Source organism: Streptomyces sp. NBC_01197, from assembly GCF_036010505.1.
In the GTDB taxonomy this organism is placed as follows: Bacteria; Actinomycetota; Actinomycetes; order Streptomycetales; family Streptomycetaceae; genus Streptomyces.
On sequence record NZ_CP108569.1, the window covers coordinates 4666421 to 4685194 of the forward strand.

Here is an 18774-nt window from a genome sequence, read left to right on the forward strand (position 1 = left end):
TCCGTCACACGGAAGGCCACCGCATGCGCACCGGGAACGGTCGGCACCGCCGCCCCCGTCAGGCTCCAGCTCTTGTCGTAGCGGCAGGAGTCACGGGCTCGGCCATCGCCCTTCCGCTGCTGGCGTCGACCGGCGCCCACGCGGCTGACGCCACGACCTGGGACCGGGTGGCACTGTGTGAGAGCGGCGGCATCTGGAGTACCGACCTCGGCAACGGGCACTACGGCGGCCTCCAGTTCTCGCAGGCGACCTGGGACAAGTACGGCGGCGGGCAGTACGCGGCCCGCGCCGACCTGGCCAGCCGCTCCCAGCAGATAGCCGTCGCCCAGAAGGTGTACGCGGCCGAGGGCGCGGCTCCCTGGGCCAGTTGTGCGGCCATCGCCGGTCTGACCAAGGACGACGCCGACACGGCCCTGGTGGACCCGGGCGCCCCGGACACCGCGAGCCCCAGCCCCACGAAGGCGACCGGTTCCGCCGGGGACCCGCTGGGTGCGGACACGAGTGCGGACGGTTCGAAGCAGACGTCCTCCACGCAGGCGCCGTCCAAGCAGGCGAGTCCGAGCCCGTCGGATTCCCACTCCGGATCGTCGTCCTCATCATCGCCGTCATCTCCGGCATCTGACCCTTCATCGGACGCATCGGACTCTTCCCGCGATTCGGGTCATTCCGACACTCCGGATACTTCGGCCACTTCGGACTCCAGTGCATCCGCCGCGCCCGGCCCGTCGGATTCCGCGCCTCCAGCCCCTTCCGGCTCGGCGACATCCGACGGCCCTGATTCCGGGAATGCCCCGGCGCCCTCGGGGGCCGGCAAGCACCGGGGCGGTGAGGCCGCCGGCGACACCGGCGCGAGCCGTGACGAGACCGGCCGGCACGCTTCGCGCGGCGGGGAGACATCCCGAGAAGACGCCCGTACGGAGGGCAGCTACACGGTCCGCGCGGGTGACAACCTGTGGTCCATCGCGGAGGCGCACGATCTGCCCGGCGGATGGCCCGCGCTCTACGCGGCGAACCATCGGACCGTCGGAGGCGATCCGGACTTCATCGTTCCTGGCCAGAGCCTTGATCTCGACCGGAATCAGGGGTAGTTCGGGGTCGTATGTCCGCTTCTGTTCGAGTGAGACATGACTCTCGTCGGCTCGGCTGAATGACCAGACTGTCCGCCCGGCGCGCGCCGCCTCTCACCTGGGGAAACGGGTAACGCCGGGTCGTAAACCGGGAATTTGCTCCCCGATGTTCATCTTTGAATATCGGGGGGTCCTGTGATTACGGTCAGACCGCTCGCACCGCGGGCCTCTTCGATCGCCACGCCGAATCCTGCCATCGGTCGAAGGGAGACAGTTGACGCTAAGAAGCGCCGTAGGCAGGAGCGGGGGACCCAGGTAAGCCGCCGGGGCCGGCCGTCCGTTCAGAGTCAGAGAACGGCACGAACCGGGACCGGCTTGGGGTGAAGCTGTGCGCTAGGTCGCGCAGCCGGGCAACTCATTGGCCCGAACCCGACAGCTCACCTCGTAGGCGTCGGTGAGGAGATTCTTCATGCTGTTTTCCAGCAAGTCCAAGCACCGTCGCCCTTCGAAGGCCGTTCGCGTCGCCACGCTCGCCGGTGTTGCCGGTGCCGCCGTGGCCGTTCCGCTGATCGGGGCGACCTCGGCCTCCGCCGCTTCGGTCTCCACCTGGGACGCGGTCGCGCAGTGCGAGTCCGGTGGCAACTGGTCCACCAACACGGGAAACGGCTACTACGGCGGCCTCCAGTTCAACAACTCCAGCTGGGCTGCCGCCGGCGGTACGCAGTACGCCCCGCGCGCCGACCTCGCCACCAAGGGCCAGCAGATCGCCACCGCCGAGAAGCTTCTCGCCATGCAGGGCCCTGGCGCCTGGTCCTGCGCCGGTGCCGGCGGCCTGACCAGCGGCGGTCCGAGCCCGGACGTCTCCACCGGCTCGAACAGCGGCTCCTCCTCGTCGAGCGCCGGCCAGCAGAGCACCCACACCGACCAGCAGTCCGCTTCGCGCAGCGAGGCCCGCACCAGTGCGCCGGCCGCCCCGAAGCACGCCGCTCCCCGCCACGCCGCGCCGATCCAGAAGGGTGACGGCGAGTACAAGGTCAAGGCCGGCGACACCCTCTCCACGATCGCCAAGGCCGAGCACGTCTCCGGTGGCTGGAAGAAGGTCTACGACCTGAACAAGGACATCGTGAAGGACGCCAACCTGATCTTCCCCGGTCAGCAGCTCCACCTGAGCTGATATCAGCTCTCCGCAGCACCCCCGGCCCGGCGCGACTCCCCCGTACGCGCCGGGCCGGGGGTCTCTCCATCGGAGCCGACCGGACTGACCGGAGCCGACCGGACCGACCGGAGCCGCGTCCTGGTTCATCCCGCGACCCGGCCGGGGCAGGTCACTTGGTCACCGTCTGGTAGATTTGTTGACTTTCACACCGTCATACAAGCTTTTGGGCCCTTTTTCGTCCCACGGGCCGGGCGCCCTGCCGACTGATGACTCAGAGCCGGTTAGGCTCATGCCGCAAGGCCAAAGAGACCCTGCGCCCATAGCGTCACATCCCAGAAGGAGATGCTAGTGCCGTCCATCGACGTCGTCGTAGCCCGGGAAATCCTGGACTCCCGAGGCAACCCCACGGTCGAGGTCGAGGTCGGCCTCGACGACGGCAGCACGGGCCGTGCCGCCGTCCCGTCCGGCGCCTCCACCGGTGCGTTCGAGGCCATCGAGCTCCGCGACGGTGACCCCAACCGTTACCAGGGCAAGGGTGTCGAGAAGGCAGTCCTCGCCGTCATCGAGCAGATCGGGCCGGAGCTCGTCGGTTACGACGCCACCGAGCAGCGCCTGATCGACCAGGCGATGTTCGACCTGGACGCGACGGAGAACAAGGGCTCGCTCGGCGCCAACGCCATCCTCGGCGTCTCGCTCGCCGTGGCGCACGCCGCGTCCGAGGCTTCCGACCTCCCGCTCTTCCGTTACCTCGGCGGCCCGAACGCGCACCTGCTGCCCGTTCCGATGATGAACATCCTGAACGGCGGGTCGCACGCCGACTCCAACGTCGACATCCAGGAGTTCATGATCGCGCCGATCGGCGCCGAGTCCTTCTCGGAGGCGCTGCGCTGGGGCGCCGAGGTCTACCACACCCTCAAGAAGGTCCTGAAGACCAAGGGTCTGTCGACCGGTCTCGGCGACGAGGGCGGCTTCGCGCCGAACCTGGAGTCGAACCGCGCCGCCCTCGACCTCATCCTTGAGGCCATCAAGGAGGCCGGTTACGCGCCGGGCAAGGACATCGCGCTCGCGCTCGACGTCGCCGCCTCCGAGTTCTACAAGGACGGCAAGTACGAGTTCGAGGGCAAGTCCCGCTCGGCCGCCGAGATGACCGAGTACTACGAGGAGCTCGTCTCCGCGTACCCGCTCGTCTCCATCGAGGACCCGCTGTACGAGGACGACTGGGACGGCTGGAAGGTCATCACCGACAAGCTGGGCGCCAAGGTCCAGATCGTCGGCGACGACCTCTTCGTCACCAACCCGGAGCGTCTGGCCCGCGGCATCGAGGAGGGCTCCGCCAACGCCCTGCTCGTCAAGGTCAACCAGATCGGTTCGCTGACCGAGACCCTGGACGCCGTCGAGCTCGCGCAGCGCAACGGCTTCAAGTGCATGATGTCGCACCGCTCCGGCGAGACCGAGGACGTCACCATCGCCGACCTCGCGGTCGCCGTGAACTGCGGCCAGATCAAGACCGGCGCCCCGGCCCGCTCGGACCGCGTCGCCAAGTACAACCAGCTGCTGCGCATCGAGGAGATCCTCGACGACGCCGCGGTCTACGCGGGCCGTTCGGCGTTCCCGCGCTTCCGCTCCAGCTGAAACGGTTCGAGGGCAGTTGCCACGGCCGGGAGCTGACACAGCCGGAGAGCAGCTGAATCGAACGAAGAACAGCTGACACGGCCGAAGAACTGAATAAAGAGCTGAATCAGCAGCAAAGGCGCAGCCACGCGCAGCCGTCCCCGTACCCGGTCCCGTACCGTGTCCGGGGACGGACGTGCGTGTGTAACGGGGAGGCGGCATGGCAGGGAACCGGGACCGGTTCTCCACCGCGACCAGACTCAAGGTGCTCGGCGAGCAGACCGCGGCCCGTGTCTACCGCTCCCAGTCCAGGCGCCAGGCACGCAGACCCCGGCTCACCGGCCGGGCGGCGATACTGCTGATGGTGCTCTGCACCCTGGTGGTGGCGCTCGCCTATCCGATGCGGCAGTACGTGTCGCAGCGCGGCGACATCGCCGACCAGCGGCGCCAGGTCAGCGACGCGAGGGCGCGGGTCGAGGAGCTGCGGGACGAGAAGGCCCGCCTCCAGGACAACGCGTACGTGGAGCGGCTGGCCCGTGAGCAACTGCACTACGTGCGGCCGGGGGAGACCAGCTACACCATGATCGACCCCGATGCCCGCACCCAGCGCTCCGGCGGCAAGGGCGCGGCGGACCGGCCGTGGTACTCGAACCTGTGGGACGGCGTGGACAGCGCGGACCGCACCAAGGCCCCTTAGGCGGGGCCGCGCCGGCCATCAGCTGTTCGCTGCCGGCCCCGTCCCACAGGCACGCACTTCCCGAGCACATCACTTCCCGAGCACATCACTTCACAGGCACTCAGATCCAAGGCAGGCATGGAAACGCCCCCTCCGCAGACCGACCGTACCGAGCCCACCGACGCGGACATCAGCGCGTTCAAGGAGCAGCTCGGCCGCCCGCCCCGCGGGCTGCGCGCCATCGCGCACCGCTGTCCGTGCGGCAACCCCGACGTCGTCGAGACGGCCCCGCGTCTGGAGGACGGCACGCCGTTCCCGACGACGTACTACCTGACGTGCCCGCGTGCGGCCTCCGCGATCGGCACGCTGGAGGCGAACGGCGTCATGAAGGAGATGACCGAGCGCCTGCGTACCGACCCCGAACTGGCCGCCGCCTACCGGGCCGCGCACGAGGACTACCTCGCCCGCCGCGACGAGATCGAGGTCCTGGAGGGCTTCCCGAGTGCGGGTGGCATGCCCGACCGGGTCAAGTGCCTGCACGTCCTGGTGGGTCACTCGCTGGCCGCGGGGCCGGGCGTCAACCCGCTGGGGGACGAGGCGATCGCGATGCTGCCCGAGTGGTGGGCGAAGGGCCCGTGCGTGCCGCGGGCGCGGGACGGCGAAGGCTCCACCCCGCTCGGCGACTGAGGATCTGGGCCGGGGATGGAACCCCACCCCCCCTTTCATACATCTGTGAGGACACTCATATGACCCGCGTCGCTGCCATTGACTGCGGTACGAACTCCATCCGTCTGCTCGTCGCGGACGCCGACCCCGCCACCGGTGAACTCGTCGACCTGGACCGGCGGATGACCATCGTCCGGCTGGGCCAGGACGTCGACCGGACGGGCCGGCTCGCCCCCGAGGCGCTGGAGCGGACCTTCGCGGCCTGTACGGAGTACGCCGAGATCATCAAGGCCCACGGCGCCGAACGCCTCCGCTTCGTCGCCACTTCCGCGTCCCGCGACGCCGAGAACCGCGACGAGTTCGTCAGCGGGGTGCGCGACATCCTCGGCGTCGAACCCGAGGTGATCACCGGCGACCAGGAGGCCGAGTTCTCCTTCACCGGCGCGACGAAAGAGCTGGCCGGGCAGGGCGGCGAGTACCTGGTGGTGGACATCGGCGGCGGCTCCACCGAGTTCGTCGTCGGGGACGAGAACGTCGAGGCGGCCCGCTCGGTGGACATCGGCTGCGTACGGCTCACCGAGCGGCACGTCCGCCACGACCCGCCGACGCTCGGCGAGATCACCGCGATGCGGGCCGACATCGACGCCGCGCTGGACCAGGCGGCGGAGACGGTCCCGCTGTCCGGGAACCGCACACTCGTCGGTCTCGCCGGTTCGGTCACCACCGTCAGCGCCATCGCGCTGGGCCTCGAAGCCTACGACTCGACGGCGATCCACCACTCACGGATCACCGCCGCGCAGGTCGGCGAGATCGCCGGAACCCTGCTGATCTCGTCTCACGAAGAGCGAGCGGCGATCCCGGTGATGCATCCGGGACGGGTCGACGTCATCGGCGCGGGCGCGATGATCCTGCACTCGGTCATGAAGCGGACCGGCGCCGGCGAGGTGGTCGTCAGCGAGCACGACATCCTGGACGGCATCGCTTGGCATGCCGCACTCGACGACGAGTGACCCTCTGCTGTGAGGCGGCCCGGAGTCTCAGGGCTCCGGGCCGCTTGATCTCAGATGTGGCGGTAGACGTCGCGCCGGTCGCCGATCTTGACGACGAGGATGATGAGCTCGCCGTCTTCGACCTGATAGGCGACCCGGTAGCTGCCGACCCGGAGCCGATAGAGGCCCGACGGGCCGGTGAGTTTCCTGATGTCGGCGTCCTCACGGTACGGATCGTCGCCGAGCGCGGTCAGCGCCGCCAGGATGTGCATGGCGGCAGGCCGGCCGATGGCCCGAAGTTGCCGCGGTGCGGCTGTGGTGAACCGGAACTCGTACTTCACGCCGCGTCGTCGGTGCGCTCGGCGAACAGGTCTGCCAGCAGCTCGGCCATAGGCACCGTCGGGCCGCCCTGGGCCAGGACCGCTTCCGCCTCCCGGGCCAGCAACACGTCGGCTGCTTCCTCCAGTGCGTTGAAGTCCGCGATCGGCACCACGGCCGCGACGGGCTCGCCGTTGCGGGTGATCACCGTAGGTGTGCCCTCCTCGGCACGATTGATGTGGTCCGCCAGGTGTGCGCGGGCTTCCCGTACAGTCACAGTGCGCTCGGCCATAAAGGAAGTGTACGCACGATCGTGTACACGTACACGCCTCGGGAGTGGAGTGACGCTTTGGAGGCGATGCCCGACGGCATCGCTTGGGGCTGCGCGCGCGACGCCGGGTGACCCCCAGGCTCTGAGGCGGCCCGGAGTCTCAGGGCTCCGCGCTGCCTGCTCTCAGATGTTGCGGCAGGCGTCGCGCCGGTCGCCGGTTTTGACGACGAGGACGTGGGTCAGGGAAGCGTCTCCGGGGGTGTCGATGACAGCGTTGTCAGGCTTCCGGGGCGTCCCTGTGAGCCGCCCCGGCGGTCGGCCGCGGGAAACTTCGTGAAGTTCTTCACAAGGAATTCGGGCCTCTCGGCCGAAGATCTGCGGACATTGGTCGCCGTCGAGTGCCCACAGGTCTCTATTCCGCGTATCGCGTGCGGTGTTGGACGTGTCGCAGGGGGCTGTCATCGGGCAGTGGTCCACCCGCCGCGACGCCGTGAGGGCCAGCTCAAGAGGGGTGGACAACGTCCATCAAGGGGTGCTGGTTCCCTTATGGAGGAGTGACCTCCGTCATGTGAGCCGCGCAGTGTAGCAGAGGTGCCCGTCGACCTTGTGAAGGGGCGCACGAGGTACCCCCCCTCAGGAGGTGGATACTCGATGCCATGAGCACCACGGAGCGTCCCAGGATCCTCGTAGTTGGAGGCGGGTACGTAGGCCTGTACGCAGCTCGACGCATTCTCAAGAAGATGCGCTACGGCGAAGCGACCGTCACGGTCGTGGACCCGCGCTCGTACATGACGTACCAGCCCTTCCTCCCCGAAGCTGCTGCCGGCAGCATCTCGCCCCGGCACGTCGTCGTCCCGCTGCGACGCGTGCTGCCGAAGGCCGAGATCCTCACCGGCCGAGTCACCACGATCGACCAGGACCGCAAGGTCGCCACGGTCGCGCCGCTCGTCGGCGAGGCCTACGAGCTGCCCTTCGACTACCTGGTCATCGCGCTCGGCGCGGTCTCCCGCACCTTCCCGATCCCCGGCCTCGCCGAGCAGGGCATCGGTATGAAGGGTGTCGAAGAGGCGATCGGTCTGCGCAACCACGTCCTTGAGCAGCTCGACAAGGCCGACTCGACGACCGACGAGGACGTCCGCCGCAAGGCGCTCACCTTCGTCTTCGTCGGCGGTGGCTTCGCTGGTGCGGAGACCATCGGCGAAGTCGAGGACATGGCCAGGGACGCCGCGAAGTACTACACCAACGTCAAGCGCGAGGACATGCGCTTCCTGCTGGTCGACGTGGCGGACAAGATCCTTCCCGAGGTCGGGCCGAAGCTCGGCGCGTACGGCAAGGAGCACCTGGAGTCCCGCGGGGTCGAGGTCTACCTCAAGACCGGCATGGACTCCTGCATCGACGGCCACGTGGTGCTGAACAACGGCCTGGAGGTCGACGCCAACACGCTCGTCTGGACCGCCGGCGTCAAGCCGAACCCGGTCCTGGCGCGCTACGGTCTGCCGCTCGGCCCCCGCGGCCACGTGGACACCTCCGAGAAGCTCCAGGTCCAGGGCACGGACTACATCTGGGCTGCGGGTGACAACGCGCAGGTCCCGGACATGGCCGCCCGCAAGGCCGGCGTCGAGAACGCATGGTGCCCGCCGAACGCCCAGCACGCGCTGCGCCAGGCCAAGGTCCTCGGCGACAACGTCATCTCGGGTATGCGCGGCTTCCCGCAGGGCGACTACGAGCACGCCAACAAGGGCGCGGTGGCGGGTCTCGGCCTCCACAAGGGCGTCGCGATGATCGTCATGGGCAAGATGAAGATCAAGCTCAAGGGTCGTCTCGCCTGGTACATGCACCGTGGTTACCACGGCCTCGCGGTGCCGACCTGGAACCGCAAGATCCGCGTCGTCGCCGACTGGACGCTCGCGATGTTCCTCAAGCGCGAGGTCGTCTCGCTCGGTGCGATGGAGACTCCGCGCGAGGAGTTCTACGAGGCGGCCAAGCCGGCGCCCCGTCCCGCGGCGCCGAAGTCCGAAGCGAGCAGGTCCGAAGCGGGCAAGTCCGACGCCGAGAAGGCCAAGGCCTGACCCGGTAGCGCAGCAGGTTCGTTCAAGTCGAAGAGGCCGTCCGCCATCCGTGGTGCGGGCGGCCTCTTCGACGTACCGGGACAGATGTACATGTATCCACCACGGATTTTACGCTCCCGTTATGTGGTATTGGGACTGTGGCGGCGGGTGTTCGGTGTTTACCTACTGCTGAGCCTTTCCCATCTGTTGTACGGAGGTGTGCGCCATGGCCGACGCCGCGCTGCGGCTGACCACTCTCGCCGAGGAGCTGCTGGGAGCCCCGCTCCCGGTCCGCATCCGGGCCTGGGACGGCAGCGAGTCCGGGCCGCCGGGGACGCCCGCCCTGGTGATCCGTCACCGGCGCGCCCTGCGGCGGCTGTTGTGGAAGCCGGGGGAGCTCGGCCTCGCCCGGGCCTGGGTCGCCGGTGAGATCGATGTGGACGGCGATCTGTACGCGGCGCTCGACCTGCTGGCCGGACTGATCTGGGAGCGCGACGACCCGGCGGAGCTCAAGAAGGCGCGCCTGCCGCTGCTCGACCCGAAGCTGCGGGCCGCCGCCCGCGGGCTGCTGGACATCGGCGGGCTGCTGCCCCCACCGCCCCCGCCCGCGGAGGAGATCAGACGCCGCCGTGGCCCGATCCACACCAAGCGCCGCGACCAGCAGGCCATCAGCCACCACTACGACGTCGGCAACGACTTCTACGAGCTGGTGCTCGGGCCCTCGATGGTCTACTCCTGCGCCTACTGGGCCGAGGACTCCACGCTGGAGACCGCCCAGCGCGACAAGCTCGACCTGGTCTGCCGGAAGCTGGATCTCAAGGAGGGCATGCGGCTGCTCGACGTCGGCTGCGGATGGGGCTCGATGGCCATCCACGCCGCGCGCGAGTACGGGGCGCGGGTCACCGGTGTCACGCTCTCCCGCGAGCAGGCCGCGTTCGCACGCAAGCGCATCGCCGAGGAGGGCCTGACCGACCGGATCGAGATCCGCGTCCAGGACTACCGGGACGTCAAGGACGGCCCGTACGACGCGATTTCGTCGATCGGGATGGCCGAGCACGTCGGTTCGGTCCGCTACCGGGAGTACGCGGACGATCTGTTCGCGCTGCTCAAGCCCGGCGGCCGGCTGCTCAACCACCAGATCGGCCGCCGCCCCGAGCGCGACGAATCGGCGTACGAGATCGACGCGTTCATCGACGCCTACGTCTTCCCGGACGGTGAGCTGTCGCCGGTCGGCCGGACCGTGGAGCTCCTTGAGGAGGCCGGTTTCGAGGCCCGCGACGTCGAGATGCTCCGCGAGCACTACGCGCTGACGCTCCGGGAGTGGGTGGCCAACCTGGAGGCCCGCTGGGCGGAGGCGGTCCGGCTGACGAGTCCGGGCCGGGCCCGGATCTGGCGCCTCTACATGGCCGCCTCCGCGCTCGCCTTCGAGAAGAACCGGATCGGCGTCAACCAGGTGCTGGCCGTGAAGACCCCGGAGAGCGGGGCCTCGGGGCTGCCGCGCCGGGCCCGCGACTGGCGCTGACGGGCCCGCGAGCCTGCCGGGAGGGCGCCGGGCACACACAAGGGAGGCCCGGGAGACTGTCGATGTCCCGGGCCTCCCCGCCTGCGTATGACCGGCGCCCGCCGGCCTACTCCGCTTACTCCGTCTTGATCGCCGTCAGCATGTTCAGCCGTGCCGCGCTGCGGGCCGGCCAGAGCGAGGCCAGCACTCCGACGACCGCCGCGAGCGCCAGGAAGACGCCGATCCGCCCCCACGGCATGACCAGTACATAGTGCGGGATGCTCGACTTGATGGTCTGGCCGACCGCCCAGGCCAGGAAGGATCCCAGCGCGATCCCGACCACCGCGCCGAAGAGCGAGATCACCACGGCCTCCAGCCGGATCATCCGCTTCACCTTTGCCCGGTCCAGGCCGATCGCCCGCAGCATCCCGATCTCCTGCTGACGCTCGAAGACCGACATCGCCAGGGTGTTGATGACGCCGAGCACCGCGATGATCAGGGCCATCGCCAGCAGCCCGTACATGATGTTCAGGGTGGTGTTGATCATGCCGCCCATGGAGTTGCGGATGTCCTGCTGACCCATGACGGAGATGGCCGGGTTGCCGCCCATCGCGTCCACCAGGGCCTGCTCACCGGAGCCGCTGCCGCCGTCCGTCTTCACCAAGATCTGCTGGATGTCCTGCGTCTTCTCGTGCGGGGCGAGCACCGAGGCGGGGGCCAGTACGGACGAGACGAACTGGTTCTCCTTGAAGACCGCGCCGACCGTCAGCGAGCCCTTCTTGTCGTCCAGGTACTTGGCGGACACCTTGCTGCCGGGCTTCCAGCCCTCCTTCTCCGCCGTCTTCTGCTCGACAGCGATCCGCCCATTGGCGAGCGAGTCCAGCGAGCCCGAGACCACGGGGAGGTTGAGCACCTGCTGGATGTCGCCGGGCTTCACACCGGAGACCGACTGATCACTGCCGTCGATGACGATCTGGGTGCCGCTCAGCGGGGAGACCGCGGTGACGCCCTTCGCCTTCTCCAGCGCGGTGACCGTGGACGGCGTCAGCGACATGCCGTTGGCCATCTGGACCATGTAGTCGCCCTTGAAGTTGTCCGTGGTCATCCGGTCCACGGACTGGCCCACCGTGACACCGATTACCGAGAGACCGGTGACCAGGGTCAGACCGATCGCCAGCGCGGAAGCGGTGGCCCCGGTGCGGCGCGGGTTACGGACCGCGTTCTGGCCCGCGAGCTTGCCCGACACCCCGAACACCCGGGTCAGCAGCGGCCGTACGAGCGCGATGACGGGACGGGAGAGCAGCGGGATCAGCACGATCACGCCGATCAGCGCCAGGAACGCACCGGCCCCGATCATCATCCGGCCGCTGGAGCCTGCCGACGCGCCGGCCAAGATCACCGCGGCGCCGGCCAGCGTGATGACGGCGCCGATCGAGTTCCGTACCACCAGGGACTTCGTCGTGGCGGGCAGATGGGCGCTGCCCATCGCCGCGACCGGCGGGATCTTCGCCGCCCTGCGGGCCGGCAGCCAGGCGGCGAGCATCGTGATCAGCACGCCGACGAGCAGCGCGATCAGCGCCGTGCTGGGCGCCACGATCAGCGGGCCGCCCGGCACCTTCGCCCCGAACGAGCCCATCGCCGAGCGCAGCCCCACGGCCAGGCCGATGCCGAGTCCGAAGCCGACCACGGAGGCGATCGTGCCCACCACCAGCGCCTCGGCGAGCACCGAGCGGGTGACCTGCTTACGGGACGCGCCGACGGCGCGCAGCAGGGCCAGCTCCTTGGTGCGCTGGGCGACCAGCATGGTGAAGGTGTTGGAGATCAGGAAGATCCCGACGAAGAGCGCGACCGCTGCGAAGCCGAGGAGCATCTGGCTCAGCCCCGACATCTCCCGCTCGATCTGCTTGGCCTGCTTGTCGGCGAGCTGCTTGCCGGTCTGGGCGTCGGCGTTCTTCGGGAGGAGCGGCTTGACCTCGGAGAGGAGCTTCGCCTGGGAAGTGCCGGGGGAGGCCGCGATGTTGACGTCCTGGTACCAGCCGGGCTGCAGATAGAGCTTCTGCGTGACCGCGGTGTCGAAGAGGACCAGGCTGCCGCCCGCGCCGACCGCGCCGTCGTCGGTGGTGAAGATCCCTCCGAGGGTGTACGTGCGCACCGGCCCGTTCGTCGCGACCCGCACGGTGTCGCCGACGTGGTAGCCGCCCTTGTCCGCGGTGTCCCGGTCCAGCGCGATCTGGCCGCCGCGCACCGGGCCGGAGCCGTCGGTGAACGCGTACTGGCTGTCCTTGCCCTGGGCGCCGGGGGAGTAGTTCCCGCCCTTGTTGGACCAGCCGTTGCCGATCAGCTTGCCCTTGTGGTCGGCGACACCGGCGAACCCGGAGAGGCGGCCGGTGGCCGAGGCGACACCGTCCAGGCCCCGTATCCGGTCCAGGGTCTTCGCGCTGACCCCGGGGGCCTCCTTGGGGTTGTCCGAGTCGGAGTACGAGGTGACCGCTACGGCCACGTCCGAGTAGTTCTTGGCCGACTGGTTGCGGAAGGCGTGGCTGAGGGTGTCGGTGAAGACCAGGGTGCCGGAGACGAAGGCCACGCCGAGCAGCACGGCGAGAACGGTCATCAGCAGCCTGGCCTTGTGCGAGAGCACATTGCGCAGGGCGGTACGGAACATGGTGGGTGTCAGTCCTGAGGTGAGGAGCCGGCGGGGCGGGCGGAGTGGCCCGTACGGAGTGGGGTCGGCCGGGGCGGGACCGGCCGGGGCGGGGTCAGCTGGTCCGGCCCCGGGCGTCGAACTCCTTCATCCGGTCCAGTACGGCGTCGGCGCCGGGCGACAGCATCTCGTCGACGATCCGGCCGTCCGCGAGGAAGATGACCCGGTCCGCGTAGGCGGCGGCCATCGCGTCATGGGTCACCATGACGACGGTCTGGCCCAGCTCCCGTACGGAGTTGCGCAGGAAGCCGAGCACCTCGGCGCCCGAGCGCGAGTCCAGGTTCCCGGTCGGCTCGTCGCCGAAGATGATCTCGGGCTGCGAGGCCAGCGCACGGGCCACCGCGACGCGCTGCTGCTGCCCGCCGGAGAGCTGGGTGGGCCGGTGGCTGAGCCGGTCCTTGAGCCCCACCATCTCGATGACGTTCGCCAGCCACGCCTTGTCGGGCTTGCGGCCCGCGATGTCCATCGGCAGGGTGATGTTCTCGGCAGCCGTCAGCGTGGGCAGCAGGTTGAAGGCCTGGAAGATGAAGCCGATCTTGTCCCGGCGCAACTGCGTGAGCTGCTTGTCCTTGAGGGTGCTCAGCTCGGTCTCACCGATGCGTACGGATCCCGATGTGAAGGTGTCGAGCCCCGCGACGCAGTGCATCAGCGTCGACTTCCCGGAACCGGACGGGCCCATGATCGCGGTGAACTCGCCCTGCCGGAAGTCCACGGACACGCCGTCCAGGGCGACCACCTGGGTCTCCCCCTGGCCGTACACCTTGGAGAGGTCGGAGGCGCGGGCGGCCACCGCGGTGGCGCGGCGGGCGGTGGTGGTCGAGGTCACGTGGGGCTCCTGTTCGGAACGGGTTGCGGGGACCTCTCCATCCTCGCGGCCGCCCGGCGCCGGAACGTCCCTCCGCATGCCCGTTCCCATGGCCCTCTTGAGAGTGACCGGGAGGGCGCCGCCTCCTCCTCCGGTATGACACCGCCCCTGAGGCCGTCCCCCGCGGGTACCTGGGCCCGGCGGCGCCCCGTGGCCCGGCCGGGGGTGGCGGGCGCTACGGCGACTTTCCGTCAATCCCGAACGCTTCGGTACGGGGCCGTCACCACGTGCGGCATGTGCCGATGGCGCATCCACTCGCTGACGCACCTTCAGGCATCAATAAAATAAGACAACATCGGGATAAGGGTCCGCTGTCAGGGCGGCGCGTCCGGATAGTCTCTGAAACGCGAATGCGGTGCCGCGCGTCTTGCCCGGATGGTGGAATGCAGACACGGCGAGCTTAAACCTCGCTGCCCCTCGGGGGCGTACCGGTTCAAGTCCGGTTCCGGGCACCTCGCCGGGCACCGGGTGCGGCCGGTGTCACGATCGCGGAAAGATCCTTCCCAGGCACTACGCCCTTCTCTTTGCTGTCCCATTACTCTGTCTCACGAGGCCACGCACCGTGGCCACTGAGGAGTGAGATGAGGAGCAGCAACCCGGTCTTCTCGCGACGGGGCTTCAGCCGCGACAACGGCTACGCGGGATTCAACGCGGCGCCGCAGGCCGGGGGCCCCGCGGTAGGGACCAACCCGTACGCGCAGAACCCGTCCGGCCAGAACCCGTACGCCAACCCGTACGCCGCCAATCCGTACGCGACCGACCCGTACGGCCCCCAGGCGCCCGCGCGCGCCGGCGCGATGACGATGGACGACGTCGTCACGCGTACGGCCATGACGCTCGGCACGGTCGCTCTCGGCGCTGTGCTGGCCTGGGCGCTGCTGCCGGTCTCCTCGACCAGCTACGGGCTGGCCGTCGGCTCCGCGCTGGTGGCCTTCGTGCTGGCGATGGTGCAGTCCTTCAAGCGCACGCCGGCACCCGCGCTGATCCTCGGTTACGCGTTCTTCGAGGGCGTCTTCCTCGGCGTGCTCAGCGAGATGTACAACAGCCAGTGGTCGGGCGCACCCTTCCAGGCGGTACTGGGCACGATGGCGGTGTCCGCCGCGAGCCTGCTGGCGTACAAGCAGCGCTGGATCCGGGTCACCGCGCGGTACGCCCGCATCGGCATGATCATCGCGATGGCGTTCCTCATGGTGATGGTGGTCAATCTGCTGCTGGTCGCCTTCGGTGTCGCCGGTGACGGCGGGCTGCGCGACTTCGGACCGCTCGGTGCGCTCGTCGGGGTGCTGGCGATCCTGATCGGCTGCTTCTTCCTGACGCTGGACTTCAAGCAGATCGAGGACGGCATCACCTACGGCGCCCCGCGCCAGGAGTCGTGGCTGGCGGCGTTCGGTCTGACCATGTCGCTCGTCTGGATCTACCTGGAGATGCTGCGGCTCGTCGCGATCTTCAGCGGCAACGACTAGGGCAGTGGCACCGGGGCAGTGAGTGGGCGGCCCCGGCCGCCAGTGAGGGGCCCGTCCGGAGGTGATCCGGACGGGCCCCTTCAACTTGCCCTGTCACGTGCGCTGGAATGGTGGGTCGCTTTGCGGTGCCTGGTGCCCGGAGGTCCTAGAGCAGCCGCCTTGCGGCTCGTCTCAGGTCGTACTCGTGGATGATCGCCTTGGCGTGGCCGTAGGCAAGCTGGTGTTCGGTCCTGAGCCAGCTGACCTTCTCGTCGAAGCGGACGAGGGTCGGGCCTTCGTCGACGGCACGGAGCCAGTCGGACACTTCACGGCCGGTGCACTCGGGGATGCGGGAGAGCATGTTGCGATGGGTCTCTTCGGAGAAGACTTGGGACATCGGCGCCTCCGGAGGCATTGCGCTGAGTCGGTATTGCTGTGCCTTCACTGCACCGTGCCTCAGCATTGGCCCGTTGGCAACCGTCAGGGCCGGGCGCGTAGGGTCGCGGCGTGCTCGATACGACGCCCTTCACCACCGCTGCGGACCGCTTCGCCGACCGGCTGCGCTCCGCCCCGCAGAGTCGGCTCCAGCGCGGCGCCGCCGCCGTCGGTCTTGAGCTGGCCAGGGAACTGTCCTCGCGTTCCCAGCGTCTGGAGTCCCCGGACACCGCCGTACGGATCATGCCGGACGCCGGGATATTCGCCGTCGCCGATCAAGTCGCCGTGGCGGCACACGACTTGGCCGATGAGTTGCGAACGGCCCCGTCCGTGGAGCTGGACGAGGCCGTGAAGTCGGTGGAGGCTGCCGAGGCCCGATCGGGGCTGTGAGGGGCGCGAGGGGCGCTACGGCGACGGGGGTTGCAGCGACGGGTGCTACGGCGGCGCTGTGACGCGGTCCGGCGTTACAGCGACGCTATGACGCGGTCCGCGAGGATGTAGACGTTCTCCTCGCCGCAGGTGAAGGTCAGCGCGTACGCGCCGGAGATGCCGGAACCGCCCAGCAGGACCGGGTTGTCGCCCGCGCGCAGGGCCTCGGAGAGCCGCTCGGCGGTCTCGCGGTGGCCCGGCGTCATACAGAGCGTCGTGCCGTCCGTGAAGACGTACACATCGAGCGTCCCGAGCGGGCCCGGACGGACGTCGGAGAGCGCGGTGCGGGTCTCGGCGAGCTCTTCGAGGCGGGTCACCATGCGCTCGTGCTCGGTCACCACGGGTGTCTGCACCGGGACGAAGTCGGGGTGCGAGGGGTGCCTGCGGCGGGCCGCGGCCAGTTCGGCGCTGTCGGCCACGTACTCGTCGGGGCCCGGCTCGTCGTCCGCGTCGGCGCCCGGCTCGACGGCCGGTTCCAGCTCCGGGCCGAAACCGGCTTCGAAGGCCGGGTCGACGCCGGTGAAGTCGGTCTGGCGCGGAAGGAAGAACGCGGCGTCCTCGCCGAGTCCGGCCAGGCCGCCCAGCAGGGACGGGGCGTCCGCCGCGTCGCGGGACTCCTGCGCGGCCCAGAAGGCGCGCGCCTCGGCCAGCTCGCGCTCACGCTCCTCGGCCAGCGCTTCCGCCACGGCCGCCCGTATCTCGGCCGCCGGGGTCTCACGCGCGGCCGGTACGGTCGCGCCCCGGGTGCTGCCGCCGGACGCGCCGGCGAGGTCGTCGCGCAGGGCGGCGATCTGGCGGCGCAGGCCGTGTGCGGCATGCAGGGACGCAGCGCCGACGGCCGTGGCGGCGGCCGTCGTCAGCAGCAGGGCAATCGACAAAGTGCTCACTGACTTACTCCCGGATTCAATCGGTCCCCGACTTCCTACATCAGCTTGTCGTGAGAGTGTGTCCGCTGTCAGTGCATTACGTCATGAATTGGACAGGTCTTTGGGCCCTGTTTTTCCCTCTGATACTGCCGTGACCTGCGGGAACGAAAAGTTCCCAGGAGATAGGTCACATCCTGGGGGAGATTCGGTCACGACTGGGTGGCGAGAGGCGTGAGCGGAGGGGAGTTGTGACAGTGACGGCATCAATCGTGCCTCTGGGTAGCGGAGTTGCGACCGCCCCGACCCCTCCTGCGGGAGGGGTCGGGGGCGGTTTGACCGACGCAGCGTCAGTGTCCGGGTGCGCAGTGTGCGTGTCTGTGATGTCGCTGTGGGATCACTGTGGGGCGACTGTGAACCACGGTGGAACCGGGGCCTGGCGGGATCAGCTGAGGCGCTCGATGACCATCGCCATGCCCTGGCCGCCGCCCACGCACATCGTCTCCAGGCCGAACTGCTTGTCGTGGAACTGCAGGCTGTTGATCAGCGTGCCGGTGATGCGCGCGCCCGTCATGCCGAAGGGGTGGCCGACGGCGATGGCGCCACCGTTCACGTTCACCTTGTCCAAGTCGAGGCCCAGGTCCCGGTAGGACGGGATGACCTGGGCGGCGAACGCCTCGTTCAGTTCGGCCAGGTCGATGTCGCCGATCGTCAGGCCCGCCCGCTTCAGCGCCTGCTTGGACGCCTCGACCGGTCCGTACCCCATGATCTCGGGGGAGAGGCCGGTGACGCCGGTCGAGACGATCCGGGCCAGCGGGGTCAGGCCCAGCTCGCGGGCCTTGGTGTCACTCATGATCACCACGGCCGCCGCGCCGTCGTTGAGCGGGCAGCAGTTGCCCGCCGTGATGCGGCCGTCGGGGCGGAAGACCGGCTTCAGGCCCTGGACTCCTTCGAGGGTCACGCCGGCGCGCGGGCCGTCGTCCGCCGAGACGACCGAGCCGTCGGGAAGCGTCACCGGGGTGATCTCACGGGCCCAGAAGCCGTTCTTGATCGCTTCCTCGGCGAGGTTCTGCGACCGCACGCCGAACTCGTCCATGTCCTGCCGGGTGACGCCCTTGAGCCCGGCCAGGTTCTCGGCGGTCTGGCCCATCGCGATGTACGCGTCCGGGACGAGGCCGTCCTCGCGGGGGTCGTGCCAGGAGGCGCCCTCGCTCTTGGCCACGGCCTCGGTGCGCGCCTCGGCCTCGGCGAAGATCGGGTTGTGCGTGTCGGGAAGGCTGTCGGAGTTGCCCTTCACGAACCGCGACACCATCTCGACACCGGCCGAGATGAAGACGTCGCCCTCGCCCGCCTTGATGGCGTGCAGCGCCATCCGCGAGGTCTGGAGGGAGGACGAGCAGTAGCGGGTGACCGTACAGCCGGGGAGGTGGTCCATCCCCATGGCCACGCTGACGATGCGGCCCAGGTTGTTGCCCTGTTCGCCGCCGGGCAGCCCGCAGCCCAGCATCAGGTCGTCGATGTCCCGCGGGTCCAGCTCGGGGACCTTGGCGAGGGCGGCCTGGATGATGGTGGCGGTGAGGTCGTCGGCGCGCAGGTCCTTCAGCGAACCCTTGAAGGCGCGGCCGATGGGGGAGCGGGCGGTTGAGACGATCACGGCTTCGGGCATCACGGCTCCATGAGGCTGAGAAAGCGGGCTGGCTGGGCGGCAGTGCTGGTTCGGACGGCAGTGCTGTTTC

Annotated in this window: 17 protein-coding genes, 1 tRNA gene and 1 riboswitch; of the genes, 11 read left to right on the forward strand and 7 right to left on the reverse strand. The window is 69.3% G+C overall.

Going from position 1 to position 18774, the window contains the following annotated elements:
• Window positions 1-23 precede the first annotated feature (23 nt).
• The 6 genes from OG452_RS21405 (at window position 24) to OG452_RS21430 (ending at window position 6186) form a co-directional block, all read left to right on the forward strand.
• A complete protein-coding gene (locus OG452_RS21405; RefSeq protein ID WP_327297202.1) occupies window positions 24-1088 on the forward strand; it encodes a transglycosylase family protein in 1065 nt (354 codons plus the stop codon).
• Window positions 1089-1345: 257 nt separating this feature from the next.
• Window positions 1346-1533: riboswitch (cyclic di-AMP (ydaO/yuaA leader) on the forward strand.
• Between the two features lie 3 nt (window positions 1534-1536).
• Window positions 1537-2241 carry a transglycosylase family protein gene (locus OG452_RS21410; protein WP_327297203.1) on the forward strand — a complete coding sequence of 235 codons (705 nt, stop codon included), beginning with the start codon at window positions 1537-1539 and terminating at the stop codon, window positions 2239-2241.
• A gap of 324 nt (window positions 2242-2565) precedes the next feature.
• Window positions 2566-3855 carry a phosphopyruvate hydratase gene (gene eno / locus OG452_RS21415; RefSeq protein ID WP_327297204.1) on the forward strand — a complete coding sequence of 430 codons (1290 nt, stop codon included), beginning with the start codon at window positions 2566-2568 and terminating at the stop codon, window positions 3853-3855.
• Between the two features lie 199 nt (window positions 3856-4054).
• Entirely contained in the window at window positions 4055-4531 is a 477-nt protein-coding gene (locus tag OG452_RS21420; protein WP_327297205.1) for an FtsB family cell division protein, read from the forward strand.
• Window positions 4532-4648: 117 nt separating this feature from the next.
• Entirely contained in the window at window positions 4649-5197 is a 549-nt protein-coding gene (locus OG452_RS21425; protein WP_327297206.1) for a DUF501 domain-containing protein, read from the forward strand.
• 59 nt (window positions 5198-5256) lie between these two features.
• Window positions 5257-6186, forward strand: a complete 930-nt coding sequence (locus OG452_RS21430) for a Ppx/GppA phosphatase family protein (RefSeq protein WP_327297207.1) — start codon at window positions 5257-5259, stop codon at window positions 6184-6186.
• A gap of 50 nt (window positions 6187-6236) precedes the next feature.
• On the opposite strand, the gene OG452_RS21435 is transcribed toward OG452_RS21430, so the two are convergent.
• Together OG452_RS21435 and OG452_RS21440 are read right to left on the reverse strand one after the other, a co-directional pair.
• Window positions 6237-6506 carry a type II toxin-antitoxin system RelE family toxin gene (locus OG452_RS21435; RefSeq protein WP_327297208.1) on the reverse strand — a complete coding sequence of 90 codons (270 nt, stop codon included), beginning with the start codon at window positions 6504-6506 and terminating at the stop codon, window positions 6237-6239.
• Window positions 6503-6775: a type II toxin-antitoxin system Phd/YefM family antitoxin gene (locus tag OG452_RS21440; RefSeq protein WP_327297209.1), complete on the reverse strand. Its 273-nt coding sequence runs from the start codon at window positions 6773-6775 to the stop codon at window positions 6503-6505. The genes OG452_RS21435 and OG452_RS21440 overlap by 4 nt, the downstream gene beginning before the upstream one ends.
• A 635-nt stretch (window positions 6776-7410) precedes the next feature.
• Here OG452_RS21440 and OG452_RS21445 point away from each other — a divergent pair.
• Window positions 7411-8823: an NAD(P)/FAD-dependent oxidoreductase gene (locus OG452_RS21445; RefSeq protein WP_327297210.1), complete on the forward strand. Its 1413-nt coding sequence runs from the start codon at window positions 7411-7413 to the stop codon at window positions 8821-8823.
• A gap of 205 nt (window positions 8824-9028) precedes the next feature.
• Window positions 9029-10324, forward strand: a complete 1296-nt coding sequence (locus tag OG452_RS21450) for a cyclopropane-fatty-acyl-phospholipid synthase family protein (protein ID WP_327297211.1) — start codon at window positions 9029-9031, stop codon at window positions 10322-10324.
• A 115-nt stretch (window positions 10325-10439) separates the two neighbouring features.
• On the opposite strand, the gene OG452_RS21455 is transcribed toward OG452_RS21450, so the two are convergent.
• A complete protein-coding gene (locus OG452_RS21455; RefSeq protein ID WP_327297212.1) occupies window positions 10440-12965 on the reverse strand; it encodes an ABC transporter permease in 2526 nt (841 codons plus the stop codon).
• Window positions 12966-13059: 94 nt separating this feature from the next.
• Window positions 13060-13830 carry an ABC transporter ATP-binding protein gene (locus OG452_RS21460; RefSeq protein ID WP_327297213.1) on the reverse strand — a complete coding sequence of 257 codons (771 nt, stop codon included), beginning with the start codon at window positions 13828-13830 and terminating at the stop codon, window positions 13060-13062.
• A gap of 408 nt (window positions 13831-14238) precedes the next feature.
• Between OG452_RS21460 and OG452_RS21465 the strand changes: the two genes are divergently transcribed.
• Together OG452_RS21465 and OG452_RS21470 are read left to right on the forward strand one after the other, a co-directional pair.
• A tRNA-Leu gene (locus tag OG452_RS21465) sits at window positions 14239-14321 on the forward strand.
• Between the two features lie 129 nt (window positions 14322-14450).
• On the forward strand, window positions 14451-15332 hold the full coding sequence (locus OG452_RS21470) for a Bax inhibitor-1/YccA family protein (protein WP_327297214.1): 882 nt from the start codon (window positions 14451-14453) through the stop codon (window positions 15330-15332).
• Window positions 15333-15477: 145 nt separating this feature from the next.
• Here OG452_RS21470 and OG452_RS21475 read toward each other — a convergent pair whose 3' ends face one another.
• A complete protein-coding gene (locus tag OG452_RS21475; RefSeq protein WP_327297215.1) occupies window positions 15478-15708 on the reverse strand; it encodes a DUF4287 domain-containing protein in 231 nt (76 codons plus the stop codon).
• Window positions 15709-15818: 110 nt separating this feature from the next.
• Between OG452_RS21475 and OG452_RS21480 the strand changes: the two genes are divergently transcribed.
• Window positions 15819-16136: a hypothetical protein gene (locus OG452_RS21480; protein ID WP_327297216.1), complete on the forward strand. Its 318-nt coding sequence runs from the start codon at window positions 15819-15821 to the stop codon at window positions 16134-16136.
• Between the two features lie 74 nt (window positions 16137-16210).
• Here OG452_RS21480 and OG452_RS21485 read toward each other — a convergent pair whose 3' ends face one another.
• Both OG452_RS21485 and OG452_RS21490 read right to left on the reverse strand, forming a co-directional pair.
• Window positions 16211-17062 carry a hypothetical protein gene (locus tag OG452_RS21485; protein WP_327297217.1) on the reverse strand — a complete coding sequence of 284 codons (852 nt, stop codon included), beginning with the start codon at window positions 17060-17062 and terminating at the stop codon, window positions 16211-16213.
• 421 nt (window positions 17063-17483) lie between these two features.
• Window positions 17484-18704, reverse strand: a complete 1221-nt coding sequence (locus OG452_RS21490) for an acetyl-CoA C-acetyltransferase (protein ID WP_327297218.1) — start codon at window positions 18702-18704, stop codon at window positions 17484-17486.
• Window positions 18705-18774 lie beyond the last annotated feature (70 nt).

Excerpts from the sequence above, each read along its gene's own strand:
- OG452_RS21405 (WP_327297202.1), top strand. The coding sequence starts at position 24 with ATGCGCACCGGGAACGGTCGGCACCGCCGCCCCCGTCAGGCTCCAGCT.
- OG452_RS21410 (WP_327297203.1), top strand. The coding sequence starts at position 1,537 with ATGCTGTTTTCCAGCAAGTCCAAGCACCGTCGCCCTTCGAAGGCCGTT.
- eno (WP_327297204.1), top strand. The coding sequence starts at position 2,566 with ATGCTAGTGCCGTCCATCGACGTCGTCGTAGCCCGGGAAATCCTGGAC.
- OG452_RS21420 (WP_327297205.1), top strand. The coding sequence starts at position 4,055 with ATGGCAGGGAACCGGGACCGGTTCTCCACCGCGACCAGACTCAAGGTG.
- OG452_RS21425 (WP_327297206.1), top strand. The coding sequence starts at position 4,649 with ATGGAAACGCCCCCTCCGCAGACCGACCGTACCGAGCCCACCGACGCG.
- OG452_RS21430 (WP_327297207.1), top strand. The coding sequence starts at position 5,257 with ATGACCCGCGTCGCTGCCATTGACTGCGGTACGAACTCCATCCGTCTG.
- OG452_RS21440 (WP_327297209.1), bottom strand. The coding sequence starts at position 6,775 with ATGGCCGAGCGCACTGTGACTGTACGGGAAGCCCGCGCACACCTGGCG.
- OG452_RS21445 (WP_327297210.1), top strand. The coding sequence starts at position 7,411 with ATGAGCACCACGGAGCGTCCCAGGATCCTCGTAGTTGGAGGCGGGTAC.
- OG452_RS21450 (WP_327297211.1), top strand. The coding sequence starts at position 9,029 with ATGGCCGACGCCGCGCTGCGGCTGACCACTCTCGCCGAGGAGCTGCTG.
- OG452_RS21455 (WP_327297212.1), bottom strand. The coding sequence starts at position 12,965 with ATGTTCCGTACCGCCCTGCGCAATGTGCTCTCGCACAAGGCCAGGCTG.
- OG452_RS21470 (WP_327297214.1), top strand. The coding sequence starts at position 14,451 with ATGAGGAGCAGCAACCCGGTCTTCTCGCGACGGGGCTTCAGCCGCGAC.
- OG452_RS21475 (WP_327297215.1), bottom strand. The coding sequence starts at position 15,708 with ATGTCCCAAGTCTTCTCCGAAGAGACCCATCGCAACATGCTCTCCCGC.
- OG452_RS21490 (WP_327297218.1), bottom strand. The coding sequence starts at position 18,704 with ATGCCCGAAGCCGTGATCGTCTCAACCGCCCGCTCCCCCATCGGCCGC.